The sequence below is a fragment of the Nocardia sp. NPDC055321 genome, assembly GCF_053645575.1.
In genome coordinates, this window is sequence record NZ_JBSHMS010000010.1 from 103619 (window position 1) to 126547 (window position 22929).

Here is a 22929-nt window from a genome sequence, read left to right on the forward strand (position 1 = left end):
GGCGTGCCGGACACAGTGGGTGCGATTCCAACCGAGGAGAGATCTTGAAACGACGAGTACTGGCACTCGCGGCCGCCGGCATCACGGCGGCGGGTGCTGTCGTGACGTACGCACTGGTGGACCGGTCGAACGAATCCACCACCGCGGACAACGCGTTCCACTGCAATACTTTTCGGCTACCGGCACCGGCCGGTGCGGCCGTGGAGTCGCTGACCGCCACCGCCGTCCCCGCGGGAACATTCCAGGTCCCCGGGACCCCGCCGCTGGGCGGGTACCCGGTGGCCGATGTCCCCGCGCACTGTGAAGTAACCCTCGCGCTGACCCACCCCGGCGCGAACGACCATGTCACGGTGCAGGTTTGGCTGCCGGAATCCGGGTGGAACGGTCGATTCCAAGCGGTGGGCGGCGCCGCATACGCCGCCGGGAACATCGGCGGCGTGGCCGCGGCCGTCAAGCAGGGCTACGCGGCGGGAACAACCGATGCCGGCGTCGATACCAGCGGTCTGGACAGCAGCTGGGCGCTGGACTCGAACGGCCGGATCAATGCCGCACTGCTGGAGAACTTTTCGTCCCGATCAGCGCACGAGCTGGCCGTGGTCGGCAAGCAGGTTGTCACCGAGGTCTACGGGCACGCCGCGTCCTACTCCTACTGGAACGGCTGCTCCACCGGTGGACGACAGGGCTACATGGAGGCCCAGAAGTACCCGGACGACTTCGACGGCATCAACGCCGACGCCCCGGCCATCAACTGGAATCAGTTCGAGGTCGCCACGCTCTGGCCGCAGGTGGTGATGAAGCAGGAGCACACCTTCCCCACCCCGTGCGAATTCAAGGCCTTCAACCAGGCAGCGGTCGCGGCCTGCGATCCGCGGGACGGTATCGCCGACGGTCTGATCAGTGACCCGAGCCGCTGCGACTTCGACCCGCGGAGCTTGATCGGCTCCACGGTCGCCTGCGAGGGCAAGGATTACACGATCAGCGCAGCCGATGCCGAAGTGGTGCGCAAGATCTGGGACGGTCCGCGCGACGTCAGTGGCCGACAGCTCTGGTACGGACTGCCGATCGGCGCCGACTTCAGCAATCTGACGGCCAGCACCACCGGACCCGACGGCGTGACCGTGGGCTCGCCGTTCCCCGTCCCCGCCCAGTGGGTCGCCAACTTCGTGGAGAAGCAGCCCGCCTTCGACACCGCGAACATCACCTACGCGCAGTTCGATCAGATCTTCCAGCAGGCTCGCTCCGAGTTCGACTCGATCATCGGCACCACGGACCCGGACCTGTCGGCGTTCCGCGACGCGGGCGGCAAGATCATCACCTGGCAGGGCTACGCCGACCAGCTCATTCCCACCGCCGGCACCGTCGACTACCGCGACCGTGTGGACGCGCGACTGGGGGGCACCACGGAGGTGGACGATTTCTACCGCGTGTTCCTGGCTCCGGGCGTCGGTCATTGCGCGCTCGCCGGAAGCAACGACCTGACCGCCCTGACGGCGTGGGTCGAGGAGGGCAAAGCTCCGGACGTGCTGCGGGCGGACCTGACGACCGCCACCGGACAGACGGTCGCCCGCGACATCTGCCGTCTTCCGTTCGTCTCCCGCTACTCGGGCGACGGCGATCCGGCGGCCCCGACCAGCTTCCGCTGCGTCCCGCCCGCTTCCTGACCCCGACCCCGGTCCGGACCGACCCCCTCGAAGGGGTCGGGCCGGACCCGTATTCCGGACCACGAAGAAGCGAGCTCGGTGGTCACCGGCACCGCATGGAATGACTGTCCCGATGACTCGGCGCCAGATGACGGATGTGCCGGGCGCACAACCGAAGAGACAGTGGTGTCGCCGGGTTTCGGCACTCTGCGAAAGGTAATTGATATGTCTCGTACATGGATGATCACCGGCGCCTCCAGGGGTTTCGGCCGGCGTCTGGCCGAAGCCGTTCTGGAGAGCGGCGATCAGGTACTCGCCACGGCTCGGCGGCCGGAGCAGCTGGCGGATCTGGTGTCCCGCTACGGCGCGCGTGTTCGTACGGCCGCCCTGGACGTCACCGACGCGGATGCGGCCCGCGCCGCCGTGGACGACGCGGTGGCCGCGTTCGGGCGCCTGGACGTGGTGGTGAACAACGCCGGGTACGCCAACAGCGCTCCCATCGAGGAGATGACCGAGAAGGACTTCCGCGAGCAGTTCGAGGCGAACTTCTTCGGGGTCGTCAACGTCACCCGGGCCGCGCTGCCGGTGCTGCGCGCGCAGCGGTCGGGAGTCTTCGTACAGTTCTCCTCGCTCGGCGGCCGGGTCGGCGGCACCCCGGGCATGGGCGCGTACCAGAGCGCGAAGTTCGCCGTCGAGGGCTTCTCCGAGGTGCTGGCCGCCGAGGTCGCGCCGTTCGGCATCAAGGTGATCATCGTGGAGCCCGGCGCTTTCCGAACGGATTGGCAGGGCTCGTCGATGGAGCTCCACGCGGTGGGGGCCGACTACGAGGACACCGTCGGCGCCATGAACCGGTACCGGAAGGAAAACAACGGCACGCAGCCCGGCGACCCGGCCCGCGCGGCCGGCGTGATCATCGACGTCGTCGGTCAGGACGACCCGCCGCGCCGGCTGCTGCTCGGCGCTCAGGCTGTGACGGCCGCCCTGACGGCCGGCGCCGACCGCGCGGACGAGACACGCAGGTGGGCCGAAGCCAGTGCCGCCGCCGATTTTCCCCCGGGGCAGTAGCGGCCACGGGCCGATCACAACGTCGAAGGAGTACTTCTCATGAACCGCAAGACCTGGCTGATCACCGGCGCTTCCCGAGGGCTGGGCAGGGCGCTCGCCGAACATGTCCTGGCCCGTGGAGACCAGGCGGTGCTGGCCGCGAGCTCGACCCCGAGTACCACCGAATTGGCATCGCGTTACCCGGAAACCGCGCTGGCGCTCCGGCTCGACGTCACAGACGCCGAGGACCGCGCCAACGGCGTCCGGGCCGCGCTCGATCGCTTCGGCGCGATCGACGTTCTCGTGAACAACGCCGCGATCGACTTCGTCGGCGCGCTGGAGGAACAGGACGAATCCGACTATCGCAGGCTGTTCGAGATCAACTTCTTCGGTGCCGTCGCCCTGACCCGAGAAGTCCTGCCCGGCATGCGGCGTCGCCACGCGGGGATAGTCGTCAACGTCTCCTCCATGGACGGCTTCGCCAGCTTGCCCGCCAACGGCTACTACTCGGCCAGCAAGTTCGCCCTGGAAGGGTTCACCGAGGCGCTGTGGCAGGAGATCGAACCACTTGGACTGCACGCCATGGTGATCCAGCCCGGTTCCTTCCGCACCGGGATCGAACATCGCACGAAAGCCTCCGGCCTGCCGATCGAGGACTACGCGGCCACCGCCGGCGCCTTCCGCGACATGCTCGACGACCTCACCCCGGAGATGTTCCCCGGTGACCCGGCGAAAGCCGCCGCAGCCATCTACGAGAGCGTGACCTCCGCCCGGCCGCGGCACTGGGTCGCACTGGGCAGCGATGCGCGGCGGCGGATCGGAGACAAACTCGACCGGTTTCGAGCCGAATTCGACGCGGGCGCGGACTTCGCGCTGAGTACGGACTTTCCAGGGAGCGCCGCGAACGCGGTGATCTGACGGGGCGGATCCGGGGAGGCAGGCCCTCCGGCTCGCGCGGCGAACGACGAGTGCGCTCTGTGTCGACCGCCGCCTCGTTTCGCGAGATGACACAACGGCGAGTAGCCGGACCTGGGTCCGGCTACTCGGGAGGGCTGGCTCAGTGTGGTTGGGATGCCGCGTGTTTGGGGAGGCCGAAGACCACGGCGAAGGAGGCGAACGTCAGCAGGATGGTCACCGCCGTGACGGAACGGATTGCGGTGAGGGCGGTTTCGGGGGTGTCGCCGAGGGCGAAGGCACTGAAGAAGATGGTGCCCAGGACCGCCACGCCGAGGGCGGCCGCGCCCTGCTGGAAGGACTCCAGCAGGCCGGAGGCGGAACCCACCTCGTGGTCCTCGAGGTCGCCCACGATGATGCCGAAGAGGGGGACGAAGATGACGCCCATGCCGAGGCCGTAGAGCAGTAGGGCGGGCGACAGGGCCAGTGGGCTCGGGGCCGTGGTCGCGCCGAACTGGAAGAACAGGGCGATGAGGCCGAGGAGCATGCCGGTCAGGCCGAGGTGCAGGACCTTGCGGCCGAGCCTGGGGGCCAGGACCGCGCTGACGCCGGAGCCGAGGAACGCGCCGACCGCCCAGGGGGCCATGGTCAGGCTGGCGCGCAGGGCGCCGTAGCCCAGGCCCAGCTGCAGGAACAGGCCCACCGCGAGGGAGAAACCGCCGACGCCGCCGAAGAACACGGTGACGAAACCGATGCCGGACGAGTACGACCGCTTGGCGAACACGCTCAGCTCCACCAGGACGGTGCGTCCGGCGCGGGAGCGGCGAACCTGATCGAGGGCGAACAGGCCGAGCACCGGAATCGAGGCGGCGAGCATGGCCGACAACCACCACGGCCAGCCCAGTTCCCGGCCTTCCACCAGCGGGTAGAGCAGCATGCCCATACCGAGTCCCGCGACGATCGCGCCGCGCAGATCCAGGGTCAGGCCCGGCATCGGAGCGGCGGCGGGCAGGATCCACACGCCCAGTCCCAGGGCCACCGCGCCGAGCGGCAGGTTCATCAGGAAGATCGCGCGCCACCCGGTGCCGAACAGATCGGCGTCGACGAGCAGTCCGGCCACGATCGGTCCCGCGATGGTGGCGATACCGATGAGCGGGCCGAAAGCCGCATAGGCCCTGCCGAATTCGCGGCCGAACAGATCACGGATCAGGCCGAAGCACTGCGGCACCATGACGGCGGCGAACAGGCCCTGTGCCACCCGGCCGATGAGCAGGGCATCGATCGAACCCGCGACACCGCACACCAGGGAGGTGAACAGGAATCCGGTCAATCCGATGAGCAGCACGCGCTTTCGGCCGTACATGTCGCCGAGCCGGCCGCCGGTGAGCAGGCCGATCGCCATGGCCAGGGTGTACCCGGCGCTGAGCCACTGCACCGTGGCGGCCGAACCGCCGAGATCACCGCGAATCGCCGGCGCGGCGACGGTGACGATGGTGGCGTCGAGCAGATTCAGCAGCGTGGCGGACAGGATCGCCACCAGCCCGAGCCAGCGGCGCGGCAGCGGGGCGGCGGAAGTGGTTGCGGACGTTGATGTTTCGACGGCGGGTTCGGTCGTGATGGTCACTGGTGTCTCCGGGGCTGAGATGGCGAACGGGTTCGAGACGCGGTGCGGGGGATCCGAAGCCGATCCCCCGCACCGCGAAAAGCGCTGGTGCGGTGCTTACTTGGCAGATCAGGAGAAGTCGGCGAGGTGGTCGCCGACCCACTCGGCGTATCCGCGCGGGGCGTGCCCGGTCAGCTCGGCGACGAGTTCGTTGACCGGCGCGGGCTTACCGACCGTGGCGGCCATCAGATCGAAGAGCGCGTTGATGAACTCGGCGTCCATGAACTGCGCCATCTGCGCGCGCACCGGCGCGTCGTCCAGCTCCTCGAAGACCAGCGGCCGATTCAGCGCCCGTCCGAGGATTTCGACCTGCTCGACCTGGGTGAGCGACTCCGGCCCGGTGAGCTCGTACACCCGCCCGGCGTGCCCGCCCGGCAGCACCGCCGCGACCACGTCGGCCACGTCGTTCTCGTGAATCGGGGCCGCCGCGGCCCGCCCGTACGCCGCGCGGATCACGTCGCCGCCCGCGAGCTGCATGGCGAAGGACAGCGAGTTGATGGCGGGGAAGAACAGTCGCAGGAACGTCGATTCGATCCCCGACGCCACGATCGCCCGCTCCACCTCGTGGTGGTAGGCCGCGATGACATCGGGCTGCCGCTCCGCGCCGTCCACCACCGCGCCCGAGGACAGGAACACGATGCGCCGCACCCCCGCGGTCCGCGCCGCGGCCAGCAACGGGGTCACATCCATCTGGTACGGCAGCACCAGGAAGATCGCCTCGACACCCGAAAGCGGTTCCACCAGAGCGCCCTCGGAGGTGAGGTCCCCCGCGACCACCTCGACGCCCTCGGGCATTCCCGCGGTCTCCGGCCGGCGGGTCAGCGCGCGCACCGGCAGCCCCGCTGCCAGCAGTGCGTCCACGGCCTGACGGCCGAAGTGGGCGGTGGCGCCGATAACCAAGTACATGAGCTTTTCCCTTCACAGCCGCGATCCGGTCGATCGCATGGCACGACTCTAACAGAACGGAATGATCTATTCCATTTCAATTCGCACATCGCTCGAAATTGGCTCTGAGCTGCACTGATCGATCGAGAGGCGCGGTCGTGGGCGAAATCTGGTGCTCCTCGGCCGCCGCGGGGGCACCGGAACTGCCGCGAAGCGGGCGCTGGACGGCTGCCCGACGACTCTGTCTCACTGGCCATCCGGCGGTCGGGAGGTTGCCTCGAAAACGCCGTCCGCTACATGCCGGGACGCCGCGAAACCCCCGCTACGACACCGCATCCATGACATCGAAGGGGGTCGGCAATGCCGGCAGAACGCGAAAACGGCCCGGAACCAAGTGGTTCCGGGCCGTTCTGCCTAGTAGCGGGGACAGGATTTGAACCTGCGACCTCTGGGTTATGAGCCCAGCGAGCTACCGAGCTGCTCCACCCCGCGTCGGTGAAAAGAACACTACACACCGGGGGCCCGATATCCCAAAACGCGGCGCGCCGGGGGCCTGACCTGGTTGGTACCTTCTGGGGGTGCCGCCTTCACACGCCCGCAACACGCTGCCTATCCAGCGGGTGCGCGCCATCGTGGAGCTGGCCGAGCGGCGGGGGTGGGACGTCGGGGGAATACTCGACGACGTCGGGATCTCGCCGATCCTGCTGGCGGAGGGCAAGTCCCGAGTCACCGCGGACCAGGCCACGGCGCTGGTGCAGCGGCTGTGGCGGGACACCGACGACGAACTGCTGGGGCTCGGGCTGGCGCCGGTGCCGCGCGGGACGTTGCGGCTGGTGTGTTTCGCGCTGATGGGGGCGCCCTCGCTCGGCGAGGGGATTCGGCGGTTCGAGAGTTTCCGGCGGTCGCTGCCGGGGATTCCGCCGTTGGCGCTCACCGTCTCCGGGGACGAGGCGCGGGTCGGGTTCGATCTCGGCGGGATCGTCCACCCGGTCGGGCTGATCATCGACACCATGCTGACCATCACCCACCGCTATCTCAGCTGGGCCGGCGGGCGGCGACTGCCGCTGCTGCGCGTCGAGGTGCCGTACACGGAGGATCCCGAAATCGATGACTACGACTCGATTTTCGGGGCACCGGTGCGCTTCGGCGCGGCCGCGCCCGCACTGGTTTTCGACGCGGCGCTGCTGGACGTACCCGTCGACCGCAGCCAGGACGAACTGGCGTCGTTCCTGCGCAACGCGCCCGCGGGGGTGCTGGGCACCCGCGACTACTCGGTCTCGCTCGCCGCGCAGGTGCGGCGCGCCCTCGAACGCGGGCTCTCGGGGCCGTGGCCGAGCGCGGACGACATCGCCGCCGAACTCGCCATGAGCCCGCAGACCCTGCGCCGCAGGCTGCACGACGAGCACACCTCGGTCACCCGGATCCGCGAGCAGATCCTGCGCGACGCCGCCATCGCGAGCCTGGTGCGGGGGGACGAGACCGTCACCGCGCTCGCCCGGCGGCTCGGATTCTCCGAGGCCAGCGCGTTCTCGCGGGCCTTCCGGCGCTGGACCGGCAGCCCGCCCGGGTCGTACCAGCACTAGCGCTCACACCCCCACTGGACGCTCGAGCACTACGGTCAAGAATTCGAGCGAGCCGGTCATTGGCGCGACGGCAATACCGTCCTACCGTTCGATCAGAGCCGACACGAACAGAGGAGTTCAACTCGTGGCCCTGCATCGCTCGCCGTGGATGGACGAGGACCTGGACGCGCTCGCCGATCTGGCGCGCCGCTTCTTCGAAAAGGATTGCGCACCCAACGAGGACCGGTGGGGACGGCAGCACCACGTCGACCGTGAGCTCTGGAACCGCGCCGGCGAGCTCGGCCTGCTGTGCCTGAGCATCCCCGAGGAGTACGGCGGCGGTGGCGGCACCTTCGCGCACGAGGCCGTCGTGCTGGCCGAGCAGGTGCGCGGGCTCGCGCCCAGCCTCGGCAACCCCGTGCACAGCGGCATCGTCGCGCACTACCTGCTCGCCTACGGCACCGAGGAGCAGAAGCGCGAATGGCTGCCCAAGATGGCCTCCGGCGAGATCGTCGGCGCCATCGCCATGACCGAGCCCGGCACCGGCTCGGACCTGCAGTCCATCAAGACCAAGGCGGTCAAGGACGGCGACGACTACGTCATCAACGGCGCAAAGACCTTCATCACCAACGGCTACCTGGCCGACCTGGTGATCGTGGCCTGCAAGACCGGTGAGGGCAAGGGCGCGGACGCGGTCTCGCTGGTCCTGGTCGAGACCGCGCGCGAGGGCTTCCGGCGCGGGCGCAACCTGGAGAAGATCGGCCAGCACGGGCAGGACACCTGCGAGCTGTTCTTCGACAACGTCCGGGTGCCGCAGACGCACCTGCTCGGCACCGTGGAAGGCATGGGCTTCATCCAGCTCATGCAGCAGCTGCCGCAGGAGCGCCTGATCCTGGCCGTCATCGCCGCAGCCGCGATCGAGAAGACCGTCGAGGTCACCCTGGCCTACACCAAGGAGCGCGAGGCCTTCGGCAAGCCGGTCTTCGCCTTCCAGAACACCCAGTTCACCCTCGCCGAGTGCGACACGATCAAGACCATCGCCTGGAGCTTCACCGACGACTGCGTCAGCAAGCACCTGCGCGGCGAGCTCGACGTGCCCACCGCCGCCAAGGCCAAGTGGTGGCTGACCGAGCAGCAGTGCAAGGTCGCCGACGAGTGCCTGCAGCTGTTCGGCGGCTACGGCTACATGGCCGAGTACCCGATCTCCCGGATGTACGCCGACGCGCGCATCCAGAAGATCTACGGCGGCACGAACGAGATCATGAAGCTGATCATCGGGCGGACGCTGTAGGTCGACGCGACCGGCTCACGGCCCCGGCATCACACGGTGATGCCGGGGCCGTTCTGCAACCCCGTCGACGGCGCCTATCAGGTCACGACCACCGAGCCGATCGAAACCTCGGTGCGGGTGGCCGGTATCGAGTTCGAGTTGGGCTGACGTCGAACTGTCGCGCCGCCGATCAGAACCTGATCATCGGGCGGACCCCCTGGCGGAACGCAATTGCCGCTTCCGAACCCGGGCCGAGGCGGTGATCAGGCGCAGGGCCATGCCGAGCAGCAGCAGATTGCCCAGCATCTGAACCAGGACGAAACCCTTGGACAGCTGCGTCACCGCGACGATGTCGCCGAAACCGACCGTCGCGAAGACCGTCACGGTGAAGTAGAGGGCGTCGAGTTTGGTCAGGGCCGCACCGAAACTCGCGGAATCGGCCAGGGACAGTAGGTAGTAGATCGTCGCGAAGGCGATCAGGTAGGCGCCGAAGACCGTGGCGAGGGCCTCGGCGGCCTGCTCGAACGGGCGATCTACCCGCAGAATGCGATTCACCTGCCAGGCGCACAGCGCGAACACCAGCGCCAGGCCGACGATCAGCAGCACCACCGCCGGGACGTCGTCGAGCTGATCGAACGGCAGCACGAAGTACGCGACGGTGAAGGCCGTCAGGACCAGGGCCGGGCGCAGCATCACACGGTAGATCGGCCGGCGCCGCGACCCCGAATTTCTGCTCTCACCAGGCCGTTTCGACATGGAGTGATGCTACGGCGGCGAGCGCCCGCGCCGTGGTACCCGGAATCGCGGGTGTCGAGGCCGCGTTCGGGGGTCAGCAGTTGCGAGAGCGCACGATGAACGCTGCGGGCACATGCATCCAATCGAAGGTCGTCGCGCTGGGATGGATCGTCTCGGCCAGGAACTGCACCCGCTGGGCCACGGCGGCTGGATCGGCGTCGGCCGCCAGCGCCGGGGGCACGCCGTCGGCCCCGGTCGCCACCGTCAGATAGCGATTGGCGCAGTAGGACGGCAGATTCGGATCGCCGAGCCAGTCCGTGGCCTGATCGTCGAAGATCACGAACCAGGGGCGCAGGCGCGCTTCGTATCTCGTGCGCGGATCACCGTTACCGGCGGCCGAGGACAGGGCGGGGAACATCATGGCCCGATCCGCCTGCCCGGCGGCGGCCAGCCGATCGAGATGGTTCGCGTACTCCTGTTCGGTCGGCACGTTGTCGAGTTCGTAGTCCGCCAGGGTGTTCTCGACCGTGCCGGTGATCGGATAGAGAATGAACTTGCCGCGCATTTGATTCCAGGTGGGCCAGCCCGCGGTGGTGACCGCCTCGTCCAGGGTCTCGTGGGCGGACCCGAGGAGATCCGCGGGCGCGAACACCCTGTTCCGTCCGAGGTGATCGGCGACGAGGCTGTCCAACTGGGCGGGGCCCATGCCCGCGCGACCGCGGAAGCCCCACTTCAACTCGATCTTGAGATAGACCGGGTCGTGGCCGGGATTGCTGTCGCTCCACGCCCGCAGCGCGTCCAGGCAGCTGCTGAAATCGCCGCTGCCCCCGGCAGATCCGGAACCGCCCGCACTGCCGGACAGCGCAGAACTCCCGGACAGCGCCCCACTCCCGGAGCTGCCCGCGCCGGCCGAACCCGGGGCGGACGCGCAGTTGTTGTCGTTCGCCAGCGGGTTGGTATGGCTGACGATCCATCCGCGCTCACCGCCGTAGGTGGTGTAGACGTCGAGTTCCAGCAGCCGCGCGCCGGTGTCCAGGACATCCGCGATCGACGCGCCCTTGGTCCGCTCGTAGGCGTTGTGCAGGCCCGACACCGAGACCTCGTTCAGCGGTACGGCGTCGAAAGCCGAACTGTCCGCGCGAGTGGTCACCGGGGCCGCCTGCGCGGAGCCGGTGCAGACGATCGCGGCGATCGCGGCGGCGGCCAATGCCGTTCCCGCCGTTCGCCGCTCCCGTAGTTGTCGGCGAACCGGCTCGGGCGTAACGGCTTTCATACGGTCTCCTACACGGCGGGGTCGGCGTCGCTCCTCCCCCGCGCGGTAGTAAACATGATCATCGCCCGCGCCGTTGGTCGATTGACCAGATTGCGTGCGCCCGGCTGTCGCGACGGCCCGGACCGCCGCGCGCGGCCTAGACTCGCGCCCATGCGCATCGCCATCATCGGAGGACACGGGCAGATCGCCCTGCAGCTCAGCCGGATCCTGAGCGAGCGGGGCCACACGGTACGGGGCGTCGTACGCAATCCCGCGCACGGCGCGGACATCGAGGCCGCGGGCGGCGAACCACTCGTACTCGACCTCGAGCGGTCCGACGCCGAGACGCTGGCGACCGCCCTCGCGGGCACCGACGCCGTGGTGTTCGCCGCAGGCGCGGGCCCCGGCAGCGGCCCCGACCGCAAGTACACCGTCGACCGCGACGGCTCGATCCTGCTCGCCGACGCCGCCGTGCGCGCGGGCATCGGGCGCTTCCTCCAGATCTCCACCATGGGCGCGGGCAAGCCGCCGGCGGGCGGCGACGAGTCCTGGGTCGCCTACATCGACGCGAAAACCCAAGCGGAGGACGACCTTCGCGGCCGCGACCTGGCATGGACGATCCTGCGCCCGGGACGACTGACCGACGAGCCCGCCACCGGGCAGGTGCAGCTCTCCGACTCCGTTACCGCCGGGAGCATTCCGCGAGCCGATGTGGCGGCGGTGCTCGCGGAACTGCTGATCACCGGGAGCGGTGCGCGGCAGACGCTGGAATTGATCAGTGGAACAGAGAGCGTCGAGAAAGCGGTTGCGGCACTCCGAAGCTAGGCAGCTAGGCGAGCATTACCGCTGCAGTGCAAAGGAATTCGTTGCTCCGCCAGGAATTCCAGAGAACTCGAGCGACCCGCAACCCGACACCCCGCCATTCGGAAATGACGGGGCGCAGGGAGCTTCGCGACCATGGATCAGGGCGTCCCGGCCCCCGGGACCGGGCAGGCGTCGACAGCTTCGGCGACGACCTGGGGTTCGGCCGACAGGGCCGGGCGAGCGCCCTCTTCGAAGTCCGCACCGGTGATCGGTGTGTCCGCGCTCAGCGCTTCGAGCTCCTCGGGCCCGAAAACCCTTCCCCGGCTGAGGAATCGATAGCCCTCCGGCGCTTCGAGGCTGAAGCCCGAGCCGCGGCCCGGAACTACGTCCAGCACCAGCTGGGTGTGTTGCCAGGCCGCGAACTGGGGGCCCGAAATCCACACCGCGGTAGCGTCTTCCGAGTCCGGCGCCGTCTCGGCCACCTCGCCCGTGCTCAGGCTCAGATCCAGTATTCCCAGCAGGACGTCTCGATCGCCGATGACGAATTCGCCTGCCGGATAACACATCGGGGCCGAGCCGTCACAGCAGCCGCCGGACTGGTGCAGCATGAGCGGGCCGTGCGCGGCGCGGAGGCGACGGAGCAGATCCATCGCCGCCGCGGTGGCGCGCACCCGCCGGGGCGGAGTGGGCATCAGAAGAAGCCCTGGGCCTTCCCGGCGTAGCTGACCAGCAGGTTCTTGGTCTGCTGGTAGTGGTCGAGCATCATGCGGTGGTTCTCGCGGCCGATACCGGACTGCTTGTAGCCGCCGAACGCCGCGTGCGCGGGGTACTGGTGGTAGGTGTTGGTCCACACCCGCCCGGCCTGGATGTCGCGGCCCGCGCGGTAGGCGACGCCGCCGTCGCGGGACCAGACGCCCGCGCCGAGACCGTAGAGGGTGTCGTTCGCGATCTTGATGGCGTCGTCGTAGTCGGCGAACGAGGTCACCGACACGACCGGGCCGAAGATCTCCTCCTGGAAGATGCGCATCGCGTTGTCGCCGGTGAACACCGTGGGCTGCACGTAGTAGCCGCCGGACAGGTCGCCGCCGAGGTCCGCGCGCTCGCCGCCGGTGAGCAGCGTCGCGCCCTCGCCCTTGCCGATCTCGATGTAGGACAGGATCTTCTCGAGCTGATCGTTGCTGGCCTGCGCGCCGATCATGGTCTCGGTGTCCAGCGGATCACCCTGGCGCACGGCCTTGGTGCGCACCACGGCCGCGCTCAGGAACTCGTCGTAGATGTCCGCCTGGATGAGCGCGCGCGACGGGCAGGTGCAGACCTCGCCCTGGTTGAGCGCGAACATGGCGAAGCCCTCGAGGGCGCTGTCCTGGAAATCGTCGTTGGCGGCCAGCACATCGGAGAAGAAGATGTTCGGGCTCTTGCCGCCGAGTTCCAGCGTCACCGGGATCAGGTTCTGCGAGGCGTACTGCATGATGAGCCGGCCGGTGGTGGTCTCACCGGTGAAGGCGATCTTCTTGATACGCGGGCTGGACGCGAGGGGCTTGCCCGCCTCGACGCCGAAGCCGTTGACGATGTTCACCACCCCGGGCGGCAGCAGATCGCCGATGACGCTCATCAGGAACAGGATCGAGGCCGGGGTCTGCTCGGCGGGCTTGAGCACCACCGCGTTTCCGGCGGCCAGCGCGGGGGCGAGCTTCCAGATGGCCATCAGGATCGGGAAGTTCCACGGAATGATCTGCCCGACAACGCCGAGCGGCTCGTGGAAGTGGTAGGCGACGGTGTCGCTGTTGATCTCGGAGATCGAACCCTCTTGGGCGCGAACGGCTCCCGCGAAGTAGCGCAGGTGATCGATCGCGAGGGGAATGTCCGCGGCCATGGTCTCGCGGATGGGCTTGCCGTTGTCCCAGCTCTCGGCCAGGGCGATGGCCTCGAGCTGTTCTTCCATCCGATCGGCGATCCGGTTGAGGATGACCGAGCGTTCGGCGACCGAGGTCTTGCCCCAGGCCGGGGCGGCGGCGTGCGCGGCGTCCAGGGCGAGTTCGATGTCCTCCGCCGTGCCGCGCGCGACCTCACAGAAGGTCTGGCCGGTGACCGGGGTCGGGTTCTCGAAGTACTGCCCCTTGACGGGCGCGACCCATTCGCCGCCGATCCAGTTCTCGTAGCGGGACTGGAAGGACATGGCGGCCCCGTCGGTGCCGGGGCGGGCGAAGACAGTCATCGAAGGCTCCTGGATCTGCTGACGATAGTGCGGGGTCAGGTGTGATCCAGAACGCTACGAGCGGGCATGTTGCAGCACCGTTGCAACAAATTGGTCAGATGCCCAGCTTGCGGTCCAGGAGCGTCAATTGCGCCTCCACCTGCGCGTACATCGGCGAATTCCGGTCCAGCGAGGTGAGATAGGCGCACCAGGCGGCGATGTCGTCGCGACCGTCCGCCGACGCGGTCCAGCGCGCGAGCAGGCGGCGATCACCCACCGCCAGCAGGGTCGCCCGCACCCGGGCGTGCAGTCCGGCCCGCACATCGGCGATGCCCGGGGCGAGCGAACGCGGCAGCACCGCACCCGGATACGCCCGCAGCGCCGCCGCGGCATCGCCCCGGGCCAGGGCCCGGCGCACCGCGCCGATGTCGGTGTCCACCGGCGCGAGCAACCGGTACGGCCGCGAGCCGAGCACGCTGGCACCCACTATTTTTCGCACCCGCGACAGCTCCGCGCGGACCGTCACCGGATCTAGTTCGGACTCGTCCAGGAGCATCGCCAGATGGTCCGCGCTCAAACCCTCGGGATGCTCGGCCAGCAGCACGAGAATCTCGGCGTGCCGCTGGGACAGGCGAATTCGCTCACCGTCCACCGTCAGCACGGGGCGGCCCGGGCCGAGCACCTGCAGCCGCGTAGAGGCCGGTTCCGGAGACGGGAGCGCACCGAGCAACCGCAACCGCAGCTCCGACTCCGCCGCGACCACGGTCGCCCGGATCAGCGACAGCACCTCCGGCGCGGCGACCCGCGGGCCGCCGGTGATGTCGATCGCGCCGATGATCTCCCCACTCAGCGGATCGTGCACCGGCGCGGCCGTGCAGCTGAACTCGTGCACCACCCGGCTGAAATGCTCGGCCCCGAAGATCTGCACGTGATGATCCAGCGCCAGCGCGGTCCCCGGGGCGTTGGTCCCGACCCGGTCCTCACTCCAGTCCGCGCCCTCCACGAAGTTCATGCCGGTGGCCTGGTCCTTGACCTTCGGATCGCCCTCGACCCACAGCAGCCGGCCCTGCGCGTCACTGATCGCCACCAGCAGACCGGCCTCCGCGGCGTCCTCCACCAGTAGTTTCCGCACCACCGGCCGGATCAGCGAGGTGGGATGGGTTTCGCGATAACGCCGCAGATCCGGCCCCGCCAACTCGACCGCACCGCCGAAGCCGTCCGGGTCGACCCCGTTGCTCCGGCTGCGCCGCCAGGAGTCGAGCACCACCGACCGCACCGAATCACCACACGGCCGAACCGTCGGCAGGGCGTTCCCCGCGAGGAAGGAACTGTGCGCGACGGACATCCGCGACGCCAACTGCTCGACGTCGTCGCCCGCCCGGACCGCGACCCACGGGCTGCCCTGCGCGAGTGTGCTCAATCGTCGTCCTTCACATCCGCCCCGTCCCCCACTGTAACGCCGGTCACCATCAGGATGGCCCGGTTGCCCCGTTCGCCGCCGCGTGGAATGCCCGAACGTGGCTTCTCGCCGCCCACCGAGCGATCTTGCTCGAGGCCACCGCACCCGCCTCGACATCGCCGCCTGCCTGCTACCCGAACGGCCGTCGGCACCGCCGCCGTCGCCTCTCCCGATCGCACCGCACCGCACCGCACCGAACCGAACCGAACCGCAGGGACGATGATCAACCGCTAGATTTATCCCCATGTTCGTGTGGCCCGGGGGAATCGAGGGCCGCGCGTGGTAACCGGGGGACAATCGGCCGACAGCGGGCGCGACCTTCGATCACCGCGTGCGGTCTTCGCGCAGCGTTTCGCTGAGTTGTATACGGCCGCAGGCAATCCCACGCTGCGGCGGGTAGCCGGGGCCGCCGAGAAGCGGATGCGCGCCGCCCGGGGACCGAACGCCGGAGCGGCGGTGTCGGCACAGCGAATCAGCGATTGGCGGGCCGGGCGCAACGTTCCGGCGCGCTTCGAATCGCTGCTGCCGGTGGTGCTCGCCCTCGGCCAGATCGCCCGCGAGTCCGGGCGCAGCTTGCCCGCGGGTCTCGCCGACGCGCGGGAATGGCAACGGGTTTGGTCGGCGGCCACCGATTGGACGCCCGCGGAATCGGACGGCGGCGAATGCCCCTATCCGGGGCTGACGGCCTTCCGCGAACAGGATCGGGAGCTGTTCTTCGGACGCGTGGACGCCGCCGGACGGCTTGCCGAAGCGATCCGCGCGGCCGCGCGGGAATCCACCGGCGTCGTCCTGCTCATCGGCGCCTCCGGAGCGGGCAAGTCGTCACTGCTCGCCGCGGGTCTCGTTCCAGCCGTTCATAATTGGTCCGTCAGAACCATCGTCCCGGGTGCGCAACCGGGCGCCGCACTGGACGCACTCACCGACCTGACCCGCGACAGCCTGATCATCGTGGATCAGTTCGAGGAGCTGTTCACCGTCTGCCCCGACGAACGTGAACGCGAGCAGTTCCTGGCCGTATTGCACGGCTACGCAACCGATCCAGGCAAACCGGCCGTGATCGTCGCGGTGCGGGCGGACTTCTACGCGCACTGCCTCGCCCACCCGGTACTGCGGGACGCGGTGGAGCACCGCAGCCACGTCCTGGGCCCCATGCACCCGGATGAACTGGCCCACACCATCACCGGGCCCGCCCGGCACGTCGGACTCACCCTCGAACCGGGCCTGGAAGAACTCGTGCTCACCGAACTGTGCGGCATCGGGGGGACGGAACACGCTGGGAACTACGACCCGGGCGCACTGCCGCTGCTGTCGCATGTCATGGCCGCGACCTGGCAGCACCGCGAAGGGCGCAAGCTCACCATCGCGGGCTACCGCAAGGCGGGCGGCGTACTCGGCTCGGTCGCGGCGACCGCCGAGCTGGCCTGGGACGAGCTGTCCGAGGCGCAGCGGGCCGCAGCCAAGGACGTCCTGCTCGGTTTGGTCGCGGTGGGCCGCGATTCCCGCGACACCCGCCGGACCGTCACCCGCCCCGAACTACTCACCCGCACCGCCGATTCCGTCGCCGCCGCCACCGCCCTCGACGTTCTGGCCCGCACCCGCCTGGTCACCGTGGACTCGGGCTCCGTGCACCTCACCCACGAGATCGTCCTCGGCGCGTGGCCGCGCCTGCGCGACTGGATCGAAGACGACCGCGTCGGCTTCCTAGTCCGGCAGCGGCTGGAAGCCGATGCCTCCGAATGGGATTCGACAGGTCGCGACCCCTCACTGCTCTATCGGGGACAGCGGCTCGGCACCGCCCGGGACAACACGAACCCGCCCGCCCTCGCGGGCATCACCGGCGCTTTCCTCGACGAATCACAGCGCCTGACAACCCATTCGCGTCGCCGCTCCACGCGAACCAAGGTCGTACTGGCACTCCTGGGCGTCGCACTGCTCGTCGCGGGCGTCACCGCGTACACCCAGACCCGCTTCGGCGCGCAGCAGCGCGAGGCGCGGGACCTCGCGGCGGTGCTGGCCGAAGCGGATCGGCTACAACAGGCCGATCCTGCGCTCGCGGCACAGCTCTACATGGTCGCGGAAAGAATGCGGCCGGGCGATCCGGACGTTCGAGCTCGCCTGCTGGCCACCCAGAACACGCCGTTGGCAACGGTGCTGGACGGGAGCACGGCAGCCATGCTCGACCTGGCCTTCCAGCCCGGTGGCCGGCTGCTGGCGGCGGCCACCGCCGACAAGACAGTCCGACTGTGGAACCTGTCCGAGCCCGGCAAGCCCCGTGCGGCGGGACGACTCGACAGCTTCACGACCGCACCGCGCGCGATAGCGTTCAGCGCGGACGGCCGCCTGCTCGCCGTCGGCTCGGCAGACGCGCTGCAACTGTGGGACGTCAGCGACGCCGCAGGTCCCCGCCAACTCACCCCGCCCGTCACGGCACAACCGAATGTGCACTTCCGGATGGCCTTCACCCCGGACAGCCGGACGCTGATAACCCTGTCCATCCTGCCGACCCGGGACAGGCTCGGCATGGTGCTCTGGGACCTGAGCGATCCAGCGAAACCGGCGCCCGGTCGAGTACTGCCCGTGCCGGCCGGGTCCACAACGGACTTCGTGCTCAGCGCCGACGGATCCCGGGCCGCGATCAGCACCTCGGTCGCGCACCAGGACACCATCGGCAACGTCGAACTCTGGGACACCTCGGACCCACGCAATCCCATTCGCGTCGGTCCCCCGATCCGCACCGAACACGACATTCAGTCGGTGGCCTTCAGCCCGGACGGCCGCACCCTCGCCGTGGCCGGCATGGGCGACGCCTCGACCTACGGCTACGGCGGCATCGTCGATCTGTGGAACATCTCCGACGCCACCCGTCCCGAACGGCTCGGCACCCCGATCATCGACTCGGACGCGCCGATCCACGCGGTGGAATTCGGGCCGGATGGCCGCACGCTGGCGACCAGCGGCCGGACGGGCACGAAGCTGTGGAGTGTCGCCGACCCCGGCCGTCCGACATCGATCGGCGAAACCCTCTCCGGCAGCCCCGTGAAATGCACCTCCGAACTCTCGTGCACACGCGAACCAACCCTGCTCGCCTTCGGCGCCGACGGGCGGACCCTCGCCACCGGAGGCGCGGAGGGCAGCGTACGACTGTGGTCGCTGTCCGCCGCCACACTCGGCGGTTACGTCGGCTGGGGTGAATATCCCGAGTTCGACGCCTCCGGAGAGCGCGCGGCCCTCGACTCCGCCGACGGCCGGGTACTGGTCTGGGACACCCGCGACCCCCTCGATCCACGCTTGCTCACGGAAGTCCGATCAGCGCCGGGCTGGCACGCCATCGATCTCAGTCCCGACGGCCGGAGTCTCGCTGTGCGCGACTTCTACTCCGACACCACCAAGGTTTTCGATCTCTCCGGTCCGGCGCCCAGCGGCGCACTGACGCAATGGCCAGGGGGGATGGGCGGATCCGTCGGCCCCTACGCCTTCAGCGCCGACTGGCGGCGGCTGGTCACCGGGTACACGGTCCCGACCGGCGTCGAGATGCAGATGTGGGATGTCACCGACCGGCGTGCGCCGAAAACGCTGGGTGGCCGCACCTTCGCCGGAAAATTCGTCGTGAACGGCGCGTTCAACCGGAATGGGACGTTGTTCGCGCTGGTGACACTCTCCGACGAGACCAGCAACCGCTTCGGCGTGACGCTCTGGGACGTGCGTGATCCGGCGCGGCCGGTGCGAGTGGGCCCGCCGCTGGACCTGCCGCGCACCAAGGTCGAGGCGTCACCTTCCATCCCGATGGCAGAACCCTGCTGATCTGGGGCTACGAACTGGCCAGGGCCTGGGATGTCAGCGACCCCGCACAGCCTGAGGCCCTGGCCGAACCCTTTGCCATTCACAATCTCTCGACCACGTCCCTGGATTTCTCCCCTGACGGCAGGACCATGGTCACCAGCGGTTACGACGGCTCGGTACGACTGTGGGACTTCTCGAACCCCGCCGACCCGCGCCTGTTCCGCAGCTCTCTCGTCCCGCCGGACTCCACCGGGTGGATGCTGCGCTTCCACCCTGGCGGCGACTACCTGATCGGGGCCAGCAAGGACGGCCGGCGCCGCCTCTGGGACCTGAACGAGCAGCGGGTGATCGACCGGATCTGCACCATCACCGGGACCCTCATGACCCCCGACCTCTGGGAGCGGCACCTGCCTTTCCTGCCCTACCGGCCACCCTGCGGCTGACCCGGGGCACATCACCGCGACCATCCGTCCGCACGTGGGACGATTCACAAATTCGACAGGTCCGTACATCCGGATCGAGCGCACCACGTAACGTGCCGGGTAGGCGGAGTTGACCCGAGTCATTCGGATACGGCAACCCGGCGTGGCTCCGGGAAGTATCAACGATGACTTCGGTACAGCAATCCAATACGGCGGACCAGAGCGAGTTCAGCACCGCGCGCGCGGCCGAGAAAGCCGCGCTGACCAAGCAGAACGCATTGGCCAGCCGGACGGTAGCCAGTCACGCCCACGACGCCGAGGACTGCCGGTACCTGCTCGAGATGCTCGGGCTGGACGGGTCCGCGCCCGAGGAGTAAGCCGGGCCGCGTCAGCGCGCCGAGGCGCGGTGGGCGTCGGTCCAGCGCCGGCTTTCGTGCACCAGATCCCGCGCCGGGCGCAGTCGCAGATCCTGATAGTTCGCCAGCGCGGCCACGGCCCGGGAGCCGAGCACCCCGTCGCGCAGGCACCCGTCCAGAGCCAGGGCATCCGCGGCGGCGGCCCGATGGCCCGTCGATATCGCCGGAGTCACCGTGTGTGCGGCGGCGCCCATCAGCGCGATCCTGCCGTTCGTGATCCGTTCGGGCAGATAGTCACCGGACGGCGTTCCGAACGCGGTGCCGCGCTCGAGGCAGTCGACGACGGCCCCGCGCCAGGGATCGGGCCAGATGCGACGGGCCGTGTCCATCAGCTCCGCGGACAGACCCGGCGGAAAGTGTTCCGGTTCCAGGCCGTGCAGAATCTTGCCCTCGCGCAGGCACCCGAGCTCCTCCAGCAGCGCCGTGCGCGTGGGGTCGTGCCAGACGAACGCCGTGGTGCGCAGCCCTTTCGACGGCCGGAGACCGCTCAGACCCGGTAGCGCGACGGCCGTGAGCAGCTGATCGCCCGCCCGCAGCGGCTCCGCGCCCGGCAGCGGCGTGCCCGCCGGCAGCGCGGTCTCGGCGATCCAGCCGCGCCAGGTCAGGAATCCGGTGTAGTCGGTGAGCACGTGGCCCGGGTCGACGGCCGCCCGGACCAGGCTGTGATCACCGTCCGCGCCGATCAGCACGTCGGCCTCGAACTCCTCCGAACCCGTTGCGGCGAACGCGAAATCGTCGTCCTGATCCACCTTGGTGACATCCACGCCGAGCCGCAGATCGAGCCCGATGACCCGCCCGGCCACCTCGGCCAGCCAGCCGTGCAGCGCGTTGCAGCCGACCGACGGACGATGGCCGTAGATGTGCGCGAGCGCGTCCTCCGGCTCTTCCCCGGTGACCGCGCACAGCCTCAGATAATCGGCGCCCAGCCCGGCGCGACCGTCGAAGGTGTCCCGCGACTCCAGCACCGTCGTCCGAATCCCCCTGCGCGCCAGGGCGATCGCGGCGGTGAGCCCGCCGATGCTGCCGCCGACCACGATCGCGCTTCCCTTGCCCCGCACGCACTGACCTCCTGGTCGCAGCACCACCCGCCCGGTCCCCCACCGCACCGGGCGGTAGTTGCCGGAAACCATACCGGCGGTGGGCGAAAAACCCGTCGAGCCCCGAGACGACATTCGTACGCTGAAAAGTTGCCACATCGCCACCTATCCGCGAAAAGTGCATCGAAAACGATGCTGAATGAACAACGCGAACAGTCGGTTTCTGGCTAAGATCAGCCGCAGCATACTGTAAACGGCGGTCCAGGACGCGATCTCCGCACCGCCGGCACTCGGAGAAGAGGCTTCGTCGCATGAACTTTCAGAAGAGTCACGAAGACAAAGAGTTTGCCGGAATTTCGCGGAAGATGACTTCGGTAGCCGGCGCCGGCGGCCGCATCATCCTCGGACCGGTTCCGAACATCACACGGGACATCGGGTCGATTCCCGACCACCCGGTCGCACCCATCCCTGACTGCCTGCGAGAACGGTAGGCCCCCGGCGACATCCGGCTCGGCGCCGACTCCCACGACAACCGCAAACGCGAAAGTGGCCCGGAACCATTAGGTTCCGGGCCACTTTCTTAGTAGCGGGGACAGGATTTGAACCTGCGACCTCTGGGTTATGAGCCCAGCGAGCTACCGAGCTGCTCCACCCCGCGTCGGTGAACACAACATTACACACGGCTGCGTAGATGGGGCAAATCGCCAGTTCAAAGGCTGTTTTCGGGTTGTGAAGAGATGATCAAGAGGTGACCCGGGGACCACGACCCGGGCGCGCGGGACGCCGATCCGGGCGTCGCGGCACACCCCGGGAGTGACAAACCGCACCCCGGCGCGCGTGCGCGCGCCCGTCCCCAACCGATACGCCCGAAAAACGTGACCGCCCCCACAATAACGTAGTGATACACATCACATCACAGGCGTATAACAGACCGGTCGGGATACGAAAATGCAGCATAGCCAACCTGCATGAACCCCGTTTTCGGGGTTATTCGCTTCATGCAATTCTGGAGTTATCAAGACGTGATCTGCCGAGATTTACTCGTTATCGTCTGTCTCGGCCCGGATCAAACCTGAGATGGGCTCCGAACCGAACCGCTGCACGTCGGAAACCCTGTCCCGCGGTTAGGTGCCACGACCCCCTGGGGACAGGGACACGGACGATTCGTCGCCGGGTTGGCAGGCGCAGGGAGGGAAACCACCATGAAACAGAACCGGAAGATCAACTCCCGCGTCCTCGGCCTCGCGGCCGTGACCGGCGCACTTGTTGCCGTCCCGTTCGGCTTCTCCGCCACCGCGTCCGCTGCCCCCGCACACGACTGGGACGGCGTCGCCCAGTGTGAGAGCGGCGGCAACTGGGGCATCAACACCGGCAACGGCTACTACGGCGGACTGCAGTTCTCCCCCGGCACCTGGGCCGCCAACGGCGGCACCGGCATGGCCCACCACGCCAGCAAGGAAGAGCAGATCCGCGTCGCGGAGAACGTGCTCGCCACCCAGGGCGTCGGCGCCTGGCCGCACTGCGGCCGCTACCTGCGCGCGGGCGTCTCCGAGCCCGAGGTCGCCGCCGTTCCCGAGCCGGTCGCCCCCGCCCCGGTGACCGTCCCCAATGACAAGCAGGCCCTGATCGATCAGGCCAAGAACGTCGCCGGCGGCCTCGCCGAGCAGTTCGGCGTCCAGGGCCAGTACCACCAGATCCTGGATCAGAACGCCGCCCTCATCGAGTCCTGGGGTCGCTGAGATCAGACTTCCTTCCCCATACCGGAAGAAGTGAAAAGCGGTGCCGGCGAAATAGTACGGAGCGCGTTTAGTTTTACGGTGGGCCACCCGGGCCGGTGAATGGGGGAAGCAGAACCCCCGGGGGACCGGGTGC

18 protein-coding genes and 2 tRNA genes are annotated in these 22929 nt (G+C 68.8%); 10 read left to right on the top strand and 10 right to left on the bottom strand.

The window, feature by feature from the left end; translation table 11 throughout:
• Positions 1 to 44: 44 nt before the first annotated feature.
• From ACWIGI_RS17845 to ACWIGI_RS17855, 3 genes are all read left to right on the top strand, one after another.
• Entirely contained in the window at positions 45 to 1661 is a 1617-nt protein-coding gene (locus tag ACWIGI_RS17845) for a tannase/feruloyl esterase family alpha/beta hydrolase (RefSeq protein ID WP_454203500.1), read from the top strand.
• 204 nt (positions 1662 to 1865) lie between these two features.
• On the top strand, positions 1866 to 2705 hold the full coding sequence (locus ACWIGI_RS17850; protein ID WP_454203501.1) for an oxidoreductase: 840 nt from the start codon (positions 1866 to 1868) through the stop codon (positions 2703 to 2705).
• 39 nt (positions 2706 to 2744) lie between these two features.
• Positions 2745 to 3602 carry an SDR family NAD(P)-dependent oxidoreductase gene (locus tag ACWIGI_RS17855; protein WP_454203502.1) on the top strand — a complete coding sequence of 286 codons (858 nt, stop codon included), beginning with the start codon at positions 2745 to 2747 and terminating at the stop codon, positions 3600 to 3602.
• 139 nt (positions 3603 to 3741) lie between these two features.
• On the opposite strand, the gene ACWIGI_RS17860 is transcribed toward ACWIGI_RS17855, so the two are convergent.
• The 3 genes from ACWIGI_RS17860 to ACWIGI_RS17870 form a co-directional block, all read right to left on the bottom strand.
• Positions 3742 to 5202, bottom strand: a complete 1461-nt coding sequence (locus ACWIGI_RS17860) for an MFS transporter (protein ID WP_454203503.1) — start codon at positions 5200 to 5202, stop codon at positions 3742 to 3744.
• A gap of 108 nt (positions 5203 to 5310) precedes the next feature.
• Positions 5311 to 6147 (bottom strand): SDR family oxidoreductase, encoded by an 837-nt coding sequence (locus ACWIGI_RS17865; protein ID WP_454203504.1) that lies wholly within the window; start codon positions 6145 to 6147, stop codon positions 5311 to 5313.
• Between the two features lie 397 nt (positions 6148 to 6544).
• A tRNA-Met gene (locus ACWIGI_RS17870) sits at positions 6545 to 6618 on the bottom strand.
• An 86-nt stretch (positions 6619 to 6704) separates the two neighbouring features.
• Between ACWIGI_RS17870 and ACWIGI_RS17875 the strand changes: the two genes are divergently transcribed.
• Complete coding sequence (locus ACWIGI_RS17875) at positions 6705 to 7709, top strand: AraC family transcriptional regulator (RefSeq protein ID WP_454203505.1); 1005 nt, start codon at positions 6705 to 6707, stop codon at positions 7707 to 7709.
• A gap of 148 nt (positions 7710 to 7857) precedes the next feature.
• Positions 7858 to 8979: an acyl-CoA dehydrogenase family protein gene (locus ACWIGI_RS17880; protein ID WP_454203659.1), complete on the top strand. Its 1122-nt coding sequence runs from the start codon at positions 7858 to 7860 to the stop codon at positions 8977 to 8979.
• A 180-nt stretch (positions 8980 to 9159) separates the two neighbouring features.
• On the opposite strand, the gene ACWIGI_RS17885 is transcribed toward ACWIGI_RS17880, so the two are convergent.
• Together ACWIGI_RS17885 and ACWIGI_RS17890 are read right to left on the bottom strand one after the other, a co-directional pair.
• Positions 9160 to 9714: a potassium channel family protein gene (locus ACWIGI_RS17885; protein ID WP_454203506.1), complete on the bottom strand. Its 555-nt coding sequence runs from the start codon at positions 9712 to 9714 to the stop codon at positions 9160 to 9162.
• Positions 9715 to 9787: 73 nt separating this feature from the next.
• The gene (locus tag ACWIGI_RS17890; protein ID WP_454203507.1) at positions 9788 to 10966 is read right to left on the bottom strand and encodes a Ca2+-dependent phosphoinositide-specific phospholipase C; all 1179 of its coding nucleotides are present in this window, start codon (positions 10964 to 10966) and stop codon (positions 9788 to 9790) included.
• A gap of 150 nt (positions 10967 to 11116) precedes the next feature.
• Here ACWIGI_RS17890 and ACWIGI_RS17895 point away from each other — a divergent pair, with 150 nt between their 5' ends.
• Entirely contained in the window at positions 11117 to 11770 is a 654-nt protein-coding gene (locus tag ACWIGI_RS17895; protein WP_454203508.1) for an SDR family oxidoreductase, read from the top strand.
• Between the two features lie 137 nt (positions 11771 to 11907).
• Here the strand turns inward: ACWIGI_RS17895 and ACWIGI_RS17900 are convergent, their stop codons facing one another.
• From ACWIGI_RS17900 to ACWIGI_RS17910, 3 genes are all read right to left on the bottom strand, one after another.
• Positions 11908 to 12441, bottom strand: a complete 534-nt coding sequence (locus tag ACWIGI_RS17900; protein WP_454203509.1) for a DUF779 domain-containing protein — start codon at positions 12439 to 12441, stop codon at positions 11908 to 11910.
• The gene (gene adh / locus ACWIGI_RS17905) at positions 12441 to 13964 is read right to left on the bottom strand and encodes an aldehyde dehydrogenase (protein ID WP_379001985.1); all 1524 of its coding nucleotides are present in this window, start codon (positions 13962 to 13964) and stop codon (positions 12441 to 12443) included. Before adh ends, ACWIGI_RS17900 begins: the two co-directional genes overlap by 1 nt.
• A 94-nt stretch (positions 13965 to 14058) precedes the next feature.
• Positions 14059 to 15288, bottom strand: coding sequence for a transcriptional regulator (locus ACWIGI_RS17910; protein WP_454203660.1), 1230 nt, complete (start codon positions 15286 to 15288; stop codon positions 14059 to 14061).
• Between the two features lie 570 nt (positions 15289 to 15858).
• On the opposite strand from ACWIGI_RS17910, the gene ACWIGI_RS17915 reads away from it, so the two are divergent.
• From ACWIGI_RS17915 to ACWIGI_RS17925, 3 genes are all read left to right on the top strand, one after another.
• A complete protein-coding gene (locus tag ACWIGI_RS17915) occupies positions 15859 to 19203 on the top strand; it encodes an nSTAND1 domain-containing NTPase (protein WP_454203510.1) in 3345 nt (1114 codons plus the stop codon).
• Between the two features lie 77 nt (positions 19204 to 19280).
• On the top strand, positions 19281 to 19625 hold the full coding sequence (locus ACWIGI_RS17920) for a WD40 repeat domain-containing protein (RefSeq protein WP_454203661.1): 345 nt from the start codon (positions 19281 to 19283) through the stop codon (positions 19623 to 19625).
• Between the two features lie 164 nt (positions 19626 to 19789).
• Positions 19790 to 19981 carry a hypothetical protein gene (locus ACWIGI_RS17925; protein WP_454203511.1) on the top strand — a complete coding sequence of 64 codons (192 nt, stop codon included), beginning with the start codon at positions 19790 to 19792 and terminating at the stop codon, positions 19979 to 19981.
• 11 nt (positions 19982 to 19992) lie between these two features.
• Here ACWIGI_RS17925 and ACWIGI_RS17930 read toward each other — a convergent pair whose 3' ends face one another.
• Positions 19993 to 21078: an FAD-dependent monooxygenase gene (locus tag ACWIGI_RS17930; protein WP_454203512.1), complete on the bottom strand. Its 1086-nt coding sequence runs from the start codon at positions 21076 to 21078 to the stop codon at positions 19993 to 19995.
• A gap of 563 nt (positions 21079 to 21641) precedes the next feature.
• Positions 21642 to 21715, bottom strand: a tRNA-Met gene (locus ACWIGI_RS17935).
• A gap of 544 nt (positions 21716 to 22259) precedes the next feature.
• Here ACWIGI_RS17935 and ACWIGI_RS17940 point away from each other — a divergent pair.
• A complete protein-coding gene (locus ACWIGI_RS17940; protein WP_454203513.1) occupies positions 22260 to 22796 on the top strand; it encodes a transglycosylase family protein in 537 nt (178 codons plus the stop codon).
• Positions 22797 to 22929: the final 133 nt, after the last annotated feature.